Below are 17,041 nucleotides of genomic sequence, written 5' to 3'. Positions count from 1 at the left end.
TCTCCCTATACTTCCACAAAATAATTTTTAACGTTCTTCGTGTTTCAGGCCACCGCTCAAAACACACAGAACGCCCATTAGATCCGCATGGCGAATACCTACTTTAGCGTGCGTGTATACTTTTGGTTTTGCGTGATAGGCAATGCCCAGACCTGCCTTGCGGATCATTTTCAAATCGTTAGCACCATCGCCTATGGCGACAGTCTGGCTAAGGGGGATATCCAGCTCTTTTGCCAGCCGTATTAATGTGGTGGCTTTATATTTCGCATCAACGATTGGCCCTTTGATTTTGCCGGTTAATTTGCCGTCCTTTATTTCAAGTTGGTTGGCAACGGAGGCAAAAAGACGTAGTTGCTGGCGCAGAGTATCAGCGAAGAAAGTAAAGCCTCCGGAGGCAATGGCGACATGCCAGTCGAGGGATTGTAGTTTGCGGACAAGACTGGTTAAACCGGATGTAAGAGGCAGAGAATCCATGACTTGCTGCAATATTGCGGCATCAGCGCCAGCCAGTTGGGCAACCCGTTGATGCAGGCTTTCTGAGAAATCTAACTCTCCCTGCATGGCTCGCTCTGTAATTTCAGCAACTTTATCACCTACACCAGCCAGTCGTGCAATTTCATCAATACATTCAATCTGAATGGCAGTTGAATCCATATCCATGACTAATAAACCGGGTGAACGCAGACGGGGGATCTGTCCCAACGGAACAACATCCAGACAACACTCATCCGCCAGTCGTTTGATACGCGGCGACAAGCCGCCGGCGATACGAACAACCTGATAATCATCAATGCGCCATGAGGAAACAACAACAATAGCGACTCCCAGACGATGCTGAAAATCACTGATCCGTTGTTTATCCAGATTGCGGCCATACAACAGCCAGCCTCTGTCTCCTGCTCGGTAATCCAGTGGCATGACTTCATCTCCACTGAGAGATAGTGGTAATCCCGGCCATTTATGGATTTCATCGGGTAAGTAACGATAGGCCAGATTGTTAGACATGAATATCGACTCCTGTAATTCCATGTAACATGTAATAAATAGGGCAGGCAAAAAATGCTTTTCAAACTATCTTATCACTACTGCATCTGGCAACATGGAATGTAACGAGCATTAGGTGGGATAACTATGAGTAAAGCAAAATTAAAATTTCGACTGCACAAAACCGCAATTATCTTAATATGTATAGCATTATTGGTCTTGTTGATGCAGGGCGTATCCTATTTTAGCCGTTCACAACAACAGGCCCATATGGATCAGTTTGAAGATCTGGCAAGGACATTGGCAAAACAGGTTGCATTCAGCCTGTCTGCTGATATGGAGAATGGCAGCAAGGAAGTCAATAATCAAAAGATTATGGATAATCTGAACTATTTAACCAATAAAAGTCGTATTCTCGATGCCAGTGTTTATCTGGAAAACGGAATACAGATTGCGCGGAGTGGTGAACTGGTTTCTGTCCGGGAACGGTTATCTTTGGATGGTAAAAAAGCGGGCAGTTATTTCAATCAGCAAATTGTGGTTCCTATACCGGGAAAAAATAAACCGAAAGGTTTTCTGCGCCTGACTCTGGATACACACAGGTTGGCAACAGAAGCCAAGCAGGTGGATAATACGACTAATCTGCTCAGGGTCATGTTGCTATTAGCTCTGGCGATTGGCTTTATTCTTGCTCATAATTTATTACAGCTAGCTCCCAGCCGTTGGCAGCAATCCCCTTATTTGTTGACTGCCAAAACCAAATCATCGGATGAAAATAATAAAGGAGATGAATCTGCCCGTTAACTGGTATTGGTGCCAGAACTACCTTTATTTAAATAAAGACTATTTAAATAAAAAGTGCTTTGAGAAATAGTTTTCCGGGCAGAAAAGAAACGGTGCTGTATTGAGCAAGATGGTCTGCTGACTAAAATGAAGCCAAACACAGCGCTGTTCCTTACCGCTATTTATCGTAATACAATTTGACGCAAATAGAATAAATCACACAATGTAACAGTGCCGCCGCTATTGAACCGTAAAAAATGATGGTGTGATGCGGTAGAGCTGAACTAAGCAGCGGAATGTGATCAAAACGAAAAACATACATATGAAAAGAAATAGCCAGAATTGTCAGTATAATGCCTGAAACATTGTGATAAATATGATGTGATAATAAAAGGTGCTTTATCAAAAAGAAAAAAGGGATAAGCATGAATAAAGAAATTATTATGTAAGTCATTATCATTTACTCCGGTATTATAAAATTTCACCATGAAAATGTTTTCTGAGTATCACTATAAATAAACGTTTTTCCTTTTATTACTCTTGTTTTCCTTTTCCGCTGTGCAATCTATTTTTGCTTTATCTAAAGTGATGAGGTAAAGATAGACCTCTCTTTATATATAGATATTAAATATAGTTATTATTTATATTTCCTATAATGTTAATGAGTTTTTTAATTATCATTCTTACAGCGAGAATATAGGAATATTCTGCTTTTTTATCCAATGTTAGTATTCAGTGATTAAATTTTAAGGGTAATGCAATACCAAATATCAGAAATAATAATATAACTAATGCCGTGTTTGTTAATTCATATAAAGGGGGGATTGATTGGTTTAAAACCGGGTCTTTAATTTCTGCATTTTTTTCGTCTAATAAATATTGATTATCATAAATACCTGAAAGTATTTTTTCAGCACGTTGATGCTCAGAATAATGAACCAGCAGCTTCACACCACCAAAGGCATGGGAGCACATATAAGTATTCCATACCACTCCTTCATCTAATATTTGGGCATAGATGCCTTCTGATAGCATTCTGCCCCGAATAATATGAGCTTCTATTGGCGACATAAACGTTGCCAGATACTGCATATACCCTATTTTCGGAGATATGTTCCACATAAGCACTCCTTAATCAAACCGTAGGCAATATTCGTACCCATTAACCAAAGTATAATTTAACATCAGATATAAGCATATTTAAACAGCCTGAACTCTGTATAAAACAGAATTCAGGCCTGATTGGAGGAACGATTTCGTCGTTTATTAAGGCAGATCATTTGGTGGTTTTATATGAGTATCATCCTAAATTGAGGACTGTCAGATTATAAGTATCGGGATTGGGGCCAAGGCGTTTACCAATATCCAATCCAGCCATGATAGTCAGATCCTCTTTCTCCAGCCTGAAATCAAAAACATCAAAGTTTTCTTTAATGCGTGAAGGCGTGACTGATTTAGGAATAGCAATCATGCCACTGTCGAGGTGCCAGCGGATAACAATCTGAGCAGGTGTTTTATCATATTTAATTGCCAGACTTTCAACTAATGGATGATCAAAAACACCTTTACCGCCCCGGGATAACGGACTCCAGGACTCAGTGATAATATGGTGTGTGGCATTCCATGAATGCAGTTGCCTCTGTTGCATCAGGGGATGCAGTTCGATTTGATTGATAGCAGGCACAATGCCTGTTTCTGAAAATAGTTTCTGCAAATGTTCAATATGAAAGTTACATACCCCGATACTGCGGACGAGCCCCGATTCTTTTAACTCAATAAATTGTTTCCATGTTTCAACATATTTATCCTGTTGGGGAACCGGCCAGTGAATTAGAAAGAGATCAATATACTCCAGCTGTAATCTATCCAGACTCTCTTGCAGTGCGGTTTTTGCATCCTGATGGCGATCATTCCACAGCTTGGTCGTGATAAAAACCTCCTCGCGTGGGATACAACTTTCCCGCAATGCTTTTCCGACACCTGTTTCATTGTGATAAATCGCGGCTGTATCAATAGAACGATAACCCACATTCAGCGCGGTATCGATGGCTTTAACAACCTGTTCATTACTCGCCTGCCAGACTCCAATTCCTAATTGCGGCATGAGATTTCCGTCAACGAGTTTAATAATTGTCTGCTGACCCATTCTTACCTCCTCCAGATTTGGAATATCAGATGGACGCCTCGTAAATCCGCTTGCTAACTTCAAGCGTAATATCCTGGTGTTCACCTAAAGCAACCAAACCCTGCTGTTCTAGTTTTTGGATCATTCCCGGTATAGAGCTGCCATCAAGCTGATAATCAGAGAAATGGGTTTTTACACCGAGACTTTCAAAAAATTCACGAGTGGCATGGATTGCCTGATTAATACGCTGTTCTTCCGTTCCTTCCGTAAAATGCCAGATACGCTCAGCATATTGCAGAAGTTTTGCGTGTTTAGTATCCCGCTTTTCCTGTAAGAGATGCGGCAAAATAATCGCCAGTGTCTGAGCGTGATCTAAATTGTGAAAAGCTGTCAACTGATGTGCCAGCATGTGGGTTGCCCAGTCCTGTGGAACGCCTGCCCCCACAAGCCCGTTGAGGGCCTGAGTTGCCGTCCACATAATATTGGCTCGCGCATCATAATCTCTGGGATCTTTGAGTACCTTTGGCCCTTCTTCCAGTAATGTGAGAAGCAAACTTTCGGCGTAGCGATCCTGTACTTTTGCATTGACAGGGTAAGTCAGGTATTGCTCCAGTGTGTGTACAAATGCATCAACAATACCATTTGCGGTTTGGCGGGGAGGAAGGGAATAAGTGACTTCAGGATCGAGAATAGCGACTTTAGGATAAATAAAAGGTGATACAAAATGCAGCTTATCGTGTGTTTTCAGGCGGCTGACCACCGAAATATTATTTGTTTCAGAGCCTGTGGCGGGTAGCGTCAGAACGCATGAGAACGGAAGTGCAGAAGTGATATTTTCACCGTTGGTTGTCAAAATTTCCCATAAATCTTCATGGGAATAATTGACTGCGGCAGCAACGAATTTTGTGCCATCAATGACCGAGCCGCCACCCACAGCCAGTAAATAATTGATATCGTGATGGCGTATATATTCCACCGCTTTGATAAGTGTTTCATAGGCAGGGTTTGGTTCAATTCCGCCGAATCCGTCAACGGAATAACCTTCCAGTGCAGCATGAACCTGAGCAAGAACGCCATTATTCTTAATACTGCCACCACCATAAAGTAGCAATATTCTGGCATCCTGAGGTATTTCATTGCGTAACTGGGCTATCTGTCCTTTACCGAAAATGACTTTGGTTGGGGTGTGTAGTGTGAAGTTTTGCATAACAACAATCCTTACTGACTGAATAACAAAAACTTTTCCCATGTTTTAACATTCGGTTATTGAGTTATGTTGGTTTATTGCAGTGATAGAGTCCACTCTATGCAGGATCATGTATCTTAATGCCAGATTATTGGCTGTATGATGCTTGTCTGAGTGGACTCGGATTGTTTAATTTTTTTGTTGATAAGTTAATAGCTAGAAAAAATAGTGTGATTTTGGGAACAGCGGTAAATAACCGATTTGCTCATTTGTTTTTGTGTGATGATGCTTTTTTATGACGCCAGTACATCAATAGCGAAGCACCTAGTCCGCTGATTAACAGAATAACAGGTAAGATCATCAAAATATTCATGACCAAATCCTGATGCGCTTTAACAAAGGGTATCTGATTCAGGGCATAGCCAAAACTCACAATTATGATGACCCATAAGAAGCCGCTTAACCAATTAAAAAATTGAAAGCGTTTGCTGTTCAGACCGGAAATACCTGCGAAGGTGGGTAGGAGAGTACGGATAAAAGCGAGGAAACGGCCGATTAACAATGCCGTTAAACCGTGTTTGGCAAATAAGACATTCGCCCGTTGGCGCTGCTCTGCCGGAAGCTGGGCTAGCCAGTTTTTGATCATTCGGGTGTGTCCCAGCCAGCGCCCCTGCAAATACCCCAGCCAGCATCCGAGACTGGCAGCAATCGTCAATAATATGACAGTCGGAACAAACCCCATGACACCTTTGGCAATTAAAGCTCCGGTGAGGATCAGAAGAGTATCACCGGGCAGAAATGCGGCAGGCAATAAACCGTTTTCCAATACCAGTGTGACGAAGATAACACCATAAATAATCCAGATGACATCGGGATTGGCGAGTAGGGTAAAATCATGCTGCCAAAGCGCTTGCACGATCCCGCTTAACGTTTCCATATTTATCCTGTAATTTCGGTACAATATCTTTATGACAATTTTTGTACAACCAGTGTCATACAATCGAATTAATCATACAAGTCCATGTGTTCCAGTGTACCGCAAAACGACAGCAGGATAGTTGATTTGATTCAGCATATACACATCATGGATTACAGGATGCGTTGTGGTGGCGGGGGGAAATTGCCAGCAAAGAAGCACCTGTAAAATGAAGAGTATAAAAATAAAACAGTTAACTCAACGTAATGCGGGAGAAGCCAGCATCCAGATCATCTATTAAATCCTGGGGATCTTCCAGCCCGATATGCACACGAATTAACGTTCCTGTTTTTTGGGGAAAATGATAATTACGCAGGATTGCGAGTGACTCAGGGGAAATGCCCAGAATGAGTGATTCAAATCCTCCCCAGGAAAATGCCATTTTAAAATATTGCATATTATCCAGATAGTCAGAGAGCTGCTTGGGAGTCAGGCTGACATTCAACATAAAAGAAAACAGCCCGCAGGAACCAGTAAAATCACGTTGGAAATAGTCATGACCGGGACAGGAAGGCAGTGCAGGGTGATAAACCTCAGCGACTTCGGGGCGTTGGGAGAGCCAATTAGCAATGATAAGGCTGCTTTCTTCATGTTGCTTTAAGCGGACAGCCAGAGTATGTAACCCTCGATTTGCGGAATAAACAGTATCAGGATCAGCAATCTGCCCCATCAAATAAGAGCTTTCCCGTAATTGATCCCAACAGCGTTTATTGGCAACAGCCGTACCAAGCATGCCATCTGAATGGCCGATAATATATTTTGTCGCGGACTGAATAGAAATATCGACACCAAAATCCAGTGCTCTGAAAAGAACACCCGCAGCCCAGGTATTATCGATCATAATAACGATATCGGGATTAACCCGTCGGGCCGCCTGTACAATAGCGGGAATATCCTGAACCTCCATAGTGAGAGAACCGGGGGATTCAAGAAAGATGACTTTTGTGTTTGGCTGAATGAGTGAGGCAATCTCTTCACCGAGTCGAGGATCAAAATAATCAGTAGAGATATGCATCTTTTTAAGAATATTTTTGCAAAATTCCTGAGTCGGTTCATAAGCTGTACCGGTTAGCAGAACATGGTCACCTGTTTCTACAAATGCCAGAATGCTGTTGGTAATAGCGGCAGTACCCGAAGGATACAAAGCACAGCCCACTCCACCCTCCAGTTCAGCCATTGCTTCCTGAAAAGCAAAATGCGTCAGAGTGCCACGCCGCCCGTAAAACAGCTCACCGTTAGCCCTGTTTTTTATCGCATGCCTCATATCATCAACCGTCTTGAAAATGACGGATGAAGTACGCTGGATAATAGGATTAACCGCTCCCTGTGTGTATTTACGCTTTCTCCCGACTTCAACTAGCCTGGTTTCCAATTTTTTTTCTGACATATAACCCTCCCCCTGACTCATCACGATTGCTTAAATATACACTTCGTCTTTCAAGTTGCCTCTTTGTTGGCTGCACTCGTTCACCCCAGTCACATAGTTATCTATGCTCCTGGGGATGAACTCCCTTGCCGCCGCGACGCATCTTGAAATCCATTGTGTATGATCATTAGCAAGTTAAAAGAATAGTCAGATTTTTTACAAAGGGATTCTTACAACTTGACAAAAATTCAAGGTGAGTGAGAACGGTAAAAAAGAAAAAATGGATGGGATAACCCCTTTTTATTACCACTTTTTTTATTAAATAGTAATGATAATTACTATCAAATCGCGCAATGTCTGATATCATTTGGAACGGACTTTTTCCCTTATGTGATGAAAAACATGAAACTGGGCAAAAAGTGATAAAACATATACCTAATCGATTTCGAGCTTCAGCCAACAAAGAGGCGGTTTGAAAGGCGACAGATATATCAGGATTAGCAAGATGAGTAGCGATTCACTGCTAAGTAACAGAATCTATAAAAAAGAGAGTAAGGCTAACTGATGCGTAATTTGACAGCTTCTATTCTATTGGCATTCGGGTTAACAGGTTCAGCATGGGCTGATACTACACCAGCTAATACTGCACCAACTACAGCGGTTACCGCGCCAGAAAATCAGGCTGCCACTCAGGTAGCAGCGCCGGAAACACCGGTATCTTCCGTGGCTCCACAGGCTAGTGAAGTGAAAACAGAGACACAGCAAGGTGAAGCGCAGAAAACGGGCGAGGCAGCGACGGCAGAACAGCCAACAGTCACTACAGAAGTTACTGAAATAACAGAAGCTGGTGCAGTAGAAACCACAGTGGCGACAGAAACAGAAAATCTGTCCAGCGGTTTTGCAACGGATCTTTCCGTTTTTGGTATGTATCAGAATGCTGATGCGGTCGTAAAAAGCGTCATGATTGGTCTGGTGATTGCCTCTATTATTACATGGGCACTCTTCTTCTCTAAAGGCTCTGAACTGTTAATAGCGCGTCGCCGCTTACGTAAAGAACAGCTGGCTTTAGCTGATGTTGCCAGTCTGGATGAGGCAGTAAAAATTTCCTCAGACTTCGCTAAGAACAGCATTAGCCGCTTGTTACTGAGCGAAGCACAGACTGAGCGCAGCTTATCTGCCGAAAGTATCGATAAAGACGGTACAAAAGAGCGCACTTCATTCCGTATGGAGCGTGCAGTTGCTGCAATCAGCCGCCATATGGGACGTGGAAACGGTTATCTGGCAACTATCGGTGCAATTTCACCGTTTGTCGGCCTGTTCGGAACTGTCTGGGGGATCATGAACAGCTTCATTGGTATTGCCCATTCACAAACCACTAACCTTGCCGTTGTTGCTCCGGGTATTGCAGAAGCACTGCTGGCAACCGCACTGGGTCTGGTCGCTGCAATTCCTGCGGTCGTTATCTATAACATTTTTGCCCGTGTTATTTCATCATACCGTGGGCAGGTTGGTGATACTGCGGCACAGGCAATTTTGTTGCTTGGTCGTGATCTTGATTTGGCTGACAGAAAAACTGATAAAGCAGAAGCAAGGTAATTAATTATGGCAATACGTCTTAATGAAGATTTGGACGATAGCGGTGAATTACACGAGATTAACGTCACACCCTTTATTGATGTCATGTTAGTGCTGCTGATCATCTTTATGGTGGCCGCACCACTGGCAACCGTTGATATCAAGGTTGATTTACCGGCATCCACAGCTAAGCCACAGCCACGGCCGGAGAAACCGGTCTTTCTGACAGTTAAAGCCGACAGCCAGTTATTTGTCGGTGATCAACAGGTTGACCGTGACTCGCTCTCTTCAGTCTTGGATCAGACAACTCAGTCCAATAAAGAGACCACGATTTTCTTCCAGGCGGATAAAAGCGTGGATTATGAAACTCTGATGAGTGTCATGGACTCTCTGCGTAAAGCGGGTTACCTCAAAGTAGGGCTGGTTGGAATGGAAGCGGTAGAAGCGAAATAAACGCTACAAAATTAATTTTGTATGAGTAAAAAAACCTGCCCGAATAATAAATTCGGGCAGGTTTTTCTATCTGACATTAATTAAAAGTAAAAATGCTTACATATTTTTCCAATCAAACGGCAATAATTCACCCAATAGTAAAACCACCTCTTTATTTACTTTCACTTCGGTGTGTATATTCTCCCGATTTATCTGGCTGATAAATTCCCGACAGCGACCACAGGGAGGAATAATATCGCCGGATTTATTAACCGCGATAACTTTAATTATCCGGTTCCCTCCATGTTTTATCATATCGGCGATGGCACCGTGCTCTGCACAAAATCCCATAGAGCAGGAAGTATCAATACTCACTCCGGTATAAATATGGCCGGATTCACACTGAATGGCCGCAGCGACGTGACCATATTTAATATATTTATTTAATTGTGTCGGAGAAATAAGCTGGTGTGCAATACTTTCCATTTCATCAAAAGAGACCATAATTTATTTCCAATAAATAAACAATAAAGTTTACTCTTTAATACTACGAATAAGATCAACAACGGATTTCGCCATTTCCTCTTCGTTTTCTCCTTCTACCCGAACAATAATTTCCATGCCATTTTTAATTCCCATCGACATAATTTTGAACATGCTTTTTAAATTAGCGACTTTATCTCCTCTGATAATTTCTACTGTGCCACTATAAGTCTTGGCTAAATTACAGAGTTGTGCCGAAGGCCGGGTATGTAGCCCCGAAGGGGCTGTGACTATTACGGAATATTCAGTCATTAGATCACTTATTCCTATTCTATTCGTTTAATGAACCACCACGTGTCTGGATAACATTCTGATACCAGTAAAATGAATCTTTCTTATAACGAGCGAGATCTTTGAGGTCGTCATCAGTGCGGTTGACGTAAACAAAACCATATCGCTTTTTATAACCATTGCTGGTGGAAAGAAGATCAATAAAACTCCACGGGTTATAGGAAAGCACGACAACGCCGGAATCCATTGCCCGTTTAATCGCTTGTAAGTGTTGTTTCAGATAATCAATGCGATAGCTGTCATGAATGGTGCCATCAGATTCCAGAATATCATCAGCGCCAAAACCATTTTCGGTGATCATTAATGGCTTTTGATAACGGGTATATAAATCGCGTAATAGATACTCAAGCCCAAGCGGATCAATAGACCAATCCCAGTCGGTAGTATCAAGCTGTGGGTTTTTGTGGATCTGATAGTAATCAGGCTGGATCTCATAACCGTCCATTTGCCCTTTGATACCTGTCGGATTAAAGCCATCCATGCGCCTCTGAGCACCTGCTGGTGCGGCGGCGGCTGCATGGCTGCAATAGTAATTGAGAGCCAGAAAATCAGAATATCCTTCTTTGATTAACGCCATATCCCCATCTTCAATATTAGGTGCCAGCCCCTGGCTTTTCAGGTAGATCAAAGCGGATTGATTATATTCGCCTTTCAAATAAATATCGGTGAAATAGTAATTACGCAGATCATTGGCATTCTGAGCTGCCAGATTATCTTCTGGTTTGCTGGTCAACGGATAAATAGCTGAATATCCCAATGCTGCCCCAACCTGACCTTCCGGCACCCATTGATGGACTAATTTACAGGCGATCGCGTGAGCCATATTCATGTGATGATTTATCTGATATTTAATCTGTTCGTTATCGAGATACTGTTCAGGAATAAAACTTTTTTTCGTCCAGAATTGTACGATAATGCTTTGTTCATTAATCGTCAGCCAGTACTTGGCTTTCCTGCCGTATTCTTTGATAACAAATTCAGCGTAGTAGGCAAAATCATTGACACTTTGTCTGTCAATCCAGCCGTGGTATTTTTCCACCAAAGCCATTGGCATATCATAATGATAAAGCGTTGGAATTGGTGTAATGCCATTTTCTAATAATTCATCGATAAGATTATGGTAAAACTGTACGCCTTCATCATTGGGTTTCCCGATGCCATCAGGAAAAATACGCGACCATGCGATAGAAAAACGATAGGCTTTTAATCCCAGTTCTTTCATTAAGGCAACATCTTCTTTATAGCGGTGATAATGATCACTGGTAATATGAGAATCAGCTAACCCGGGTTTATTATTGAGAATATCTTGCTGTGATAATTTCTTACCATATTTTTCTGCTGCGCCTTCAACCTGATAAGCACTGGTTGCGGCGCCCCAGAGAAACGTTTCAGGAAATAGCGTGTTATTTTTCGTCATGATGATTTTTTCCTTTATTATCGTTCACATTTTTAATGTGTTTATATAAATCAATTATTTCTTCTCTCAGGAGTAACTCGCTACGTATCGTCATTAACGTATCCTGAGCATGAATAAATAGCAGACTTAATTTAATATCATCGCCCTGAGTCTCTTTTTGAATAACATCAGTTTGTGTTTGATGAGCTGACAACATCATCTTTCGTGCTTTTTCCATATATATGCGAGCATTTTCAAAATCGTCATTACGAGCGAATTTCATTGCTTTTTCACTTTTTTCTCTGGCATTACCTGCATCGAGAATAATTTCCATAGAAATAGCAATTAAGATATTTTCCTCACTATTCATGATTGTTTTTCCTTGTAGTAGAGTCGTTTTATGCTGCGTTGAGGCTTTCTTCTTCAATGCGTTTTTTCTCATACACTTTAAAGAAGGGATACCAGGTCACGAGGAACACGGCCATTAGCACCAAATAGCAGATAATCGCCCGCCAGTCCTCAGTAATCATGACGCTGGAAAACGGGGCTGGTATTTGACCGACCTGAATCATTTTGGCAGGGATATTCAGCCAGTCGGAGCGCATAAACACCCAGATAATGATCGGGCTGGTGATCGCATTAATCCACATCGGTAGCATGAGCAGTGGGTTGAGCACAATTGGTGTACCAAACACCAGTGGCTCATTGATATTGAAAAACGAAGGCCCGATACAGATATAACCTGTTGCCTTAAGATCTCTGGATTTTGAAAACAGCATTAAAAGATTCAGTGCGAGAGTGGCACCGGTTCCACCCATTGTGATTAACGCCGCTGTATACATGGTTTCATAAGTCACAATATTGGTCGGGGCCTGACCTGCCGCCACCAAAGTAATATTGGTGCTGATACCAAGCATAAAAATAGGCATTTGCAGGCCAGTAAATGTCCAGACGGAAATCCCCATTGAGAATGCAATAGCCGGAATTAATGCCATCAATATAAAGCCCGGCAGTGTCTGACCGAATGCAGCAATAGGTGAAAAGAGGTAAAGCAGGCGGGAGAAAATATCAATTTCAAAGGTGAATACTAATAATGTTCCGATTCCGATAGAAAGCAGAATCGGAATAATGGCGTGTATCCAGCCAGTGACAAAATCAGGTAGAGTACTGTCTTTCAGAAAACCTATTTTTGTGTATAAGTGGAAAAGATAGGAAACAAACAGGCCGGTGACAATCCCCAGTAAAATTCCTGCAGGGCCGAATCGTTCAAAACTAACAATCATATTACCGTCAGAAAACTCTGGCTTAATGAACATCATATAAACACAAATGGACGTCAGGCCGGCAATCAGGGTATACCGAAAATGATGAAGTTTTTCCATCATCTGATTGGCAATCATAAACGCTGTAATTAAGCCGAGCATGCCAAAGGAATATTCAGCTATTCGACCAAGATTGGGTAAAAAAGGAAGATAAGAACGAAATACATTATAAAAAAATATCAGTGAACCCGCTAAAATAAATGGGATGTTTTTCTGCATGGAACCAGAAATAGCAGCAACCCATGGTCGTTTAGTGAAATTTTGCATCGCTGGTGCAAACGAATCAGATAACCACGACATAAATGCTTTCATTTTGCATCTCTCTTTATTATTTTCTCTTCCATCAATTGGATATAAATAAAAAACCCCGGTGCTGTAAATAATAATGTTAATGATTCAATTTATTTGTTTAGTGTGGCTATAGCTAATTCCAGCAATGCCTCGCCATCCAGTTTGCCATAGATATTTTGAGGTACGACAATGACGGGAATATTATAAATATCAGCATGTTTCTGGAATTCTTCTTGTTGGGAGGCATAATGAGGGCCAAGAAATAAAATATCGATTACTGAAAAATACTCAGTAACTTCGCTTTCGCTTCTGGCTTCAACAGTAACGGATAATTCTTTTTTTCTGGCAGCATTTCTGGTTTTTGTAGCCAGCATTCCACTGGAAATACCGGCACCACAACACAACATAATAAAAATGGTTTTCATATAAACTCCTCATTATTTTGTCGCTAATTGATTTTTGTTTTCGGATATATAAACTACTATCTTAAATTCGGATTTAATATTCAATTATCTGTTTTCACTTCAGGAGGGCAATTTTCTGTTTTTTTAATTGGTTTAATTTGTAAGTTTTAAGCGTTACTTGTTCATTTAACAGGGGGGTTATAATGCTAAGGCCTAAGCAGAAAGAATTATTGAATTACTTAATGGAACAAAATAACCCGGTTTTAGCCGTTAAATTATCTCAGGTTTTAAATGTTTCAATCAGAACTGTCAAAAATTATGTGCTGGAAATTAATGAATCCTACAGGAGTAAAATCATTATCTCCGGACGTTCAGGGTATGTTTTATCATCTGATTCAAATCTTAAATTGAAGCAAAAACTCAGTGATTTTCCGAGAACCTATCAGGAAAGAGCATGTTATCTGATTAAGTCTATTCTGTTATTCAGGAAAAGTAATAAAATTTATGATCTCAGTGCAGATTTATATATCAGTGATTCAACTTTAAAATCAGTGATATATAAAATGAATGGTTCCTTTGAAAAATTTAATGTCAGGTTCTTATGCAAAAATAACCGCTTTGAAATTATAGGCTCTGAGCTGGACTTAAGAGAGTTAGCCTATCATACCATCATGGAGCAGGCAGACTACAGAACTCTGGATTTGAAAAAATTGGTAATATTATTCGGGGAACAGCAGGTTGAAATTATATCTGATATTATTGCGCAGGTATTTAATAATCGGGGCTACTCTGTTTATGAACTCTCATATACAAATCTTGTGCTGCGCTTTTTGATACTGCTCAAGCGATTAAATTATGGCAAGTATTTAAAAAACCAATTGGCCTTTATAGAAGAAAATCAGGGATTAAAATCAATAACAGAAGAGCTGTGTGACAGGTTACAAGATACTTTTAATACTCCTATAGAAGAGAATGAGAGAAAATTTTGTTACACCTTACTGAAAATCAATACCAATATTACTCAGACAGGGAAAAATAAATTAATTGAATCAGACAAAGCGGATTTATATCAGCTTTCCAGACAGCTCGCTGAATCGGTAGCAGAGCATTATTTGATTAATTTAGCAACGGATGATTTTATTTCATTATTCTGTTTGCATATTGCAGGTCTGAAAATACGCTTGCAGCACAATGTTCATACCAGAAACCCTATGTTGGATATGATAAAAAAAGAATGTCGTACTGTTTTTGATATCGCTGTTTTTATTTCCTTACAATTAAATGAGTTTTTTGGTAATAAACTGAATGAAGATGAGATTTCTTTTCTTGCTTTACATGTTGGTGCTGAATTTGAACGACAAAAAACTAAAGGTCACAAAGTACAGACAGTACTTTTATGTCCGGGCTATAAGGGCATTGAAAACAAAATATACCACCAGTTATTACGTGATTTTGGTGATGAAATAAATATTATTAAAATAATATCACAGCCTTCTGAACTGGAGTGTTTTGAATTTGAGTTATTGATTACAACTATAAATATTCCTTCCAGTCATAAATATGAAACAGTGTGTATCTCTCCTTTTCAGATGCGAGATAGGCGTGCACAGTTGCTTGGTAAAATTGATATCGCTAATGCGAACAGGAAAAGAAGAGTGCTACAACGTAATTTTGACCTGTTTTTTGAACCGGGATTGTTCTGGTTTGAACCCGGTTTTCAGCATAGGGATGAACTTATCGATGTGCTCTGCCAGACTATGTTTGCAAAGGGCTATACTGAGGCCGATTTTGTCAGTTATGTTTATCAGCGGGAAAGCGCTTCTTCAACTGCGTTTGGTATGCTGGCATTACCGCATTCAGCAAAGATGGATGCGATAAAGACCGGTGTTGCAGTCGCTATCAGCCCAAAAGGTATTCTCTGGGGGGAAAGTGAGCGTGTACATGTTGTTTTTTTGATTGCGATAAACAGAATCGACAGGGCGTGTTTTGCGGAGTGTTATGATGCGTTATTGGATGTTTTCAGTCAGGATGAAATGATTAATCAGCTAAATAAAATAACTTGCTTTGAACAGTTTCGGAGAATCTTCATCAGATCAGGTGATAATGTTGATATTGAAAGATGAGGATTTTGTTAATTATTAAAAAGCAGGCGTTGATTTTTATTATAACCTCAACGCCAATTCTTTTGCTGTGAAATAAAATTAGAATGGAAAGGTTTATTTCTTATCTGAACCAATAGATATTAATTTTATTATTGCTGTAATCTGTGGTGAAACATCTGTTTCTGGTAAAGGCGGGATCAGCCCTAATACCATTTTCCTAAGTGGTTCAGAAATGACCATGGAAATAGCCAGCTCACTGAAAGTATTATAATTAAACTTATTTAACACTCCTTGCTCATGTTGATTTTTTAACCAGCTTTCTAAAATAACTTTACTGTTTTCGATACCGCTTTTTTGATACTTTTCCAGTAAAGTATTGCGATGAGGGAAATCAGACTGTAATAATTTAAATAACCCCACTTCATTTTCAGACAAATACTTATCAGAAATATCCTTTAAATATTTTTCTAATAATATTATCACTTGATGGGAAGTACTGGCATTTTTGGTTAGAGATGGAGGGGAATTATCTTGCCAGTCTAATACAACTTGCTCAATTAGTTCTTCTCTGTTTTTAAAAAAACGGTAAAGTGTTTTTTTGGCGATTTTAGCTTTTTGGGCAATAACATCCATGGTTGTTTTGTTATAGCCCTGATTTAGCAAGAGAGAAAGAGTAATATCATGAATTTTTTGGCGTATTTCTGATTCCGGAATTGCTGGTCTGCCTCGTGCTCGCGGGTAGTTTTCTGCCATTTTAGCACCTTATAGGTTGTTAATATTTATTGTACTGGATTGGCGTTGTTCATTTAAAAATATAAGGAATGCTCCCTCGGAATAAAAGGAAATATCCCAATTTCCACGAAATACAGATCTCTTCGGCAGTTGTCAATATTTACAATAAGTGATTATCATGTGGTCCATAATACTTAACAGTGAAAAATGCTGTTTAGGGTTATATCGTCTCTTTTTCATTACTGGCCTGATTTTTTATAACTTACTGTTTTTAATAATTAATTGACATAATTGATGCTATTAGAGTATTGAATCTCTGCTCATTACGTGACCTGCTTCACAGGATAGCACTTTTGGATAAATTTTGTTAGCAAAAGGTTAAATTGGATCTTAGTATCGCTATTTCTAATTACAAAATTAACCATAAAGTAACAAAGATTGCTAAATGTTAATCCGCCTAATTAATCTTTTGGGAAATTTCTTTATTGAATAAGTGTTTCTTAGAAAGTGTATTTCATGGCGGTGGCAAAAGG

At 40.2% G+C, this 17,041-nt stretch carries 17 protein-coding genes; 4 read left to right on the top strand and 13 right to left on the bottom strand.

The window, feature by feature from the left end; all coding sequences use genetic code 11:
- Window positions 1–27: 27 nt before the first annotated feature.
- A complete protein-coding gene (gene serB / locus AACS92_RS14910; RefSeq protein WP_099108785.1) occupies window positions 28–1,005 on the bottom strand; it encodes a phosphoserine phosphatase in 978 nt (325 codons plus the stop codon).
- Window positions 1,006–1,131: 126 nt separating this feature from the next.
- Here serB and AACS92_RS14905 point away from each other — a divergent pair, with 126 nt between their 5' ends.
- The gene (locus AACS92_RS14905) at window positions 1,132–1,788 is read left to right on the top strand and encodes a YtjB family periplasmic protein (RefSeq protein WP_099108784.1); all 657 of its coding nucleotides are present in this window, start codon (window positions 1,132–1,134) and stop codon (window positions 1,786–1,788) included.
- A gap of 711 nt (window positions 1,789–2,499) precedes the next feature.
- Here AACS92_RS14905 and AACS92_RS14900 read toward each other — a convergent pair.
- The 5 genes from AACS92_RS14900 to metC form a co-directional block, all read right to left on the bottom strand.
- Window positions 2,500–2,838 (bottom strand): DUF2007 domain-containing protein, encoded by a 339-nt coding sequence (locus AACS92_RS14900; protein WP_241537889.1) that lies wholly within the window; start codon window positions 2,836–2,838, stop codon window positions 2,500–2,502.
- Window positions 2,839–3,067: 229 nt separating this feature from the next.
- Window positions 3,068–3,913: a 2,5-didehydrogluconate reductase DkgA gene (dkgA, locus tag AACS92_RS14895; protein WP_099108781.1), complete on the bottom strand. Its 846-nt coding sequence runs from the start codon at window positions 3,911–3,913 to the stop codon at window positions 3,068–3,070.
- A gap of 25 nt (window positions 3,914–3,938) precedes the next feature.
- The gene (gene yqhD, locus AACS92_RS14890) at window positions 3,939–5,099 is read right to left on the bottom strand and encodes an alcohol dehydrogenase (RefSeq protein ID WP_099108780.1); all 1,161 of its coding nucleotides are present in this window, start codon (window positions 5,097–5,099) and stop codon (window positions 3,939–3,941) included.
- Window positions 5,100–5,343: 244 nt separating this feature from the next.
- Window positions 5,344–6,015, bottom strand: coding sequence for a DedA family protein (locus AACS92_RS14885; RefSeq protein WP_099108779.1), 672 nt, complete (start codon window positions 6,013–6,015; stop codon window positions 5,344–5,346).
- A 232-nt stretch (window positions 6,016–6,247) separates the two neighbouring features.
- Window positions 6,248–7,441, bottom strand: coding sequence for a cystathionine beta-lyase (metC, locus tag AACS92_RS14880; protein ID WP_099108778.1), 1,194 nt, complete (start codon window positions 7,439–7,441; stop codon window positions 6,248–6,250).
- Window positions 7,442–7,984: 543 nt separating this feature from the next.
- On the opposite strand from metC, the gene exbB reads away from it, so the two are divergent.
- Window positions 7,985–9,016: a tonB-system energizer ExbB gene (exbB, locus tag AACS92_RS14875; protein ID WP_099108777.1), complete on the top strand. Its 1,032-nt coding sequence runs from the start codon at window positions 7,985–7,987 to the stop codon at window positions 9,014–9,016.
- A 6-nt stretch (window positions 9,017–9,022) separates the two neighbouring features.
- Window positions 9,023–9,448 carry a TonB system transport protein ExbD gene (gene exbD / locus AACS92_RS14870; RefSeq protein WP_099108776.1) on the top strand — a complete coding sequence of 142 codons (426 nt, stop codon included), beginning with the start codon at window positions 9,023–9,025 and terminating at the stop codon, window positions 9,446–9,448.
- Window positions 9,449–9,544: 96 nt separating this feature from the next.
- Here exbD and AACS92_RS14865 read toward each other — a convergent pair whose 3' ends face one another.
- The 6 genes from AACS92_RS14865 to AACS92_RS14840 form a co-directional block, all read right to left on the bottom strand.
- On the bottom strand, window positions 9,545–9,931 hold the full coding sequence (locus AACS92_RS14865) for a cytidine deaminase family protein (RefSeq protein ID WP_193756865.1): 387 nt from the start codon (window positions 9,929–9,931) through the stop codon (window positions 9,545–9,547).
- Window positions 9,932–9,961: 30 nt separating this feature from the next.
- Window positions 9,962–10,222 (bottom strand): HPr family phosphocarrier protein, encoded by a 261-nt coding sequence (locus AACS92_RS14860; protein ID WP_099108775.1) that lies wholly within the window; start codon window positions 10,220–10,222, stop codon window positions 9,962–9,964.
- Window positions 10,223–10,241: 19 nt separating this feature from the next.
- Window positions 10,242–11,678, bottom strand: coding sequence for a glycoside hydrolase family 1 protein (locus AACS92_RS14855; RefSeq protein ID WP_099108774.1), 1,437 nt, complete (start codon window positions 11,676–11,678; stop codon window positions 10,242–10,244).
- On the bottom strand, window positions 11,665–12,027 hold the full coding sequence (locus tag AACS92_RS14850) for a PTS lactose/cellobiose transporter subunit IIA (protein ID WP_206602235.1): 363 nt from the start codon (window positions 12,025–12,027) through the stop codon (window positions 11,665–11,667). The genes AACS92_RS14855 and AACS92_RS14850 overlap by 14 nt, the downstream gene beginning before the upstream one ends.
- Window positions 12,028–12,055: 28 nt before the next feature.
- Entirely contained in the window at window positions 12,056–13,279 is a 1,224-nt protein-coding gene (locus tag AACS92_RS14845) for a PTS transporter subunit EIIC (RefSeq protein WP_211284294.1), read from the bottom strand.
- Between the two features lie 101 nt (window positions 13,280–13,380).
- On the bottom strand, window positions 13,381–13,695 hold the full coding sequence (locus tag AACS92_RS14840) for a PTS sugar transporter subunit IIB (RefSeq protein WP_099108772.1): 315 nt from the start codon (window positions 13,693–13,695) through the stop codon (window positions 13,381–13,383).
- Window positions 13,696–13,877: 182 nt separating this feature from the next.
- Between AACS92_RS14840 and AACS92_RS14835 the strand changes: the two genes are divergently transcribed.
- Entirely contained in the window at window positions 13,878–15,797 is a 1,920-nt protein-coding gene (locus AACS92_RS14835; RefSeq protein ID WP_099108771.1) for a BglG family transcription antiterminator, read from the top strand.
- A gap of 93 nt (window positions 15,798–15,890) precedes the next feature.
- Here the strand turns inward: AACS92_RS14835 and AACS92_RS14830 are convergent, their stop codons facing one another.
- Complete coding sequence (locus AACS92_RS14830; protein ID WP_099108770.1) at window positions 15,891–16,529, bottom strand: TetR/AcrR family transcriptional regulator; 639 nt, start codon at window positions 16,527–16,529, stop codon at window positions 15,891–15,893.
- Between the last annotated feature and the right edge of the window lie 512 nt (window positions 16,530–17,041).

This window comes from Xenorhabdus sp. KJ12.1, assembly GCF_963876495.1.
GTDB lineage: Bacteria > Pseudomonadota > Gammaproteobacteria > Enterobacterales > Enterobacteriaceae > Xenorhabdus > Xenorhabdus stockiae.
The sequence above is the reverse complement of the archived record's forward strand: the minus strand, read 5'-3'. Positions and strand labels throughout refer to the sequence as shown.

Coding starts and splice junctions, on each gene's coding strand:
- AACS92_RS14865 (WP_193756865.1), bottom strand. CDS start 9,931: ATGGTCTCTTTTGATGAAATGGAAAGTATTGCACACCAGCTTATTTCT.
- AACS92_RS14835 (WP_099108771.1), top strand. CDS start 13,878: ATGCTAAGGCCTAAGCAGAAAGAATTATTGAATTACTTAATGGAACAA.
- AACS92_RS14855 (WP_099108774.1), bottom strand. CDS start 11,678: ATGACGAAAAATAACACGCTATTTCCTGAAACGTTTCTCTGGGGCGCC.
- metC (WP_099108778.1), bottom strand. CDS start 7,441: ATGTCAGAAAAAAAATTGGAAACCAGGCTAGTTGAAGTCGGGAGAAAG.
- AACS92_RS14845 (WP_211284294.1), bottom strand. CDS start 13,279: ATGTCGTGGTTATCTGATTCGTTTGCACCAGCGATGCAAAATTTCACT.
- yqhD (WP_099108780.1), bottom strand. CDS start 5,099: ATGCAAAACTTCACACTACACACCCCAACCAAAGTCATTTTCGGTAAA.
- exbD (WP_099108776.1), top strand. CDS start 9,023: ATGGCAATACGTCTTAATGAAGATTTGGACGATAGCGGTGAATTACAC.
- AACS92_RS14900 (WP_241537889.1), bottom strand. CDS start 2,838: ATGTCGCCAATAGAAGCTCATATTATTCGGGGCAGAATGCTATCAGAA.
- AACS92_RS14885 (WP_099108779.1), bottom strand. CDS start 6,015: ATGGAAACGTTAAGCGGGATCGTGCAAGCGCTTTGGCAGCATGATTTT.
- AACS92_RS14830 (WP_099108770.1), bottom strand. CDS start 16,529: ATGGCAGAAAACTACCCGCGAGCACGAGGCAGACCAGCAATTCCGGAA.
- exbB (WP_099108777.1), top strand. CDS start 7,985: ATGCGTAATTTGACAGCTTCTATTCTATTGGCATTCGGGTTAACAGGT.
- AACS92_RS14850 (WP_206602235.1), bottom strand. CDS start 12,027: ATGAATAGTGAGGAAAATATCTTAATTGCTATTTCTATGGAAATTATT.
- AACS92_RS14840 (WP_099108772.1), bottom strand. CDS start 13,695: ATGAAAACCATTTTTATTATGTTGTGTTGTGGTGCCGGTATTTCCAGT.
- serB (WP_099108785.1), bottom strand. CDS start 1,005: ATGTCTAACAATCTGGCCTATCGTTACTTACCCGATGAAATCCATAAA.
- dkgA (WP_099108781.1), bottom strand. CDS start 3,913: ATGGGTCAGCAGACAATTATTAAACTCGTTGACGGAAATCTCATGCCG.
- AACS92_RS14905 (WP_099108784.1), top strand. CDS start 1,132: ATGAGTAAAGCAAAATTAAAATTTCGACTGCACAAAACCGCAATTATC.
- AACS92_RS14860 (WP_099108775.1), bottom strand. CDS start 10,222: ATGACTGAATATTCCGTAATAGTCACAGCCCCTTCGGGGCTACATACC.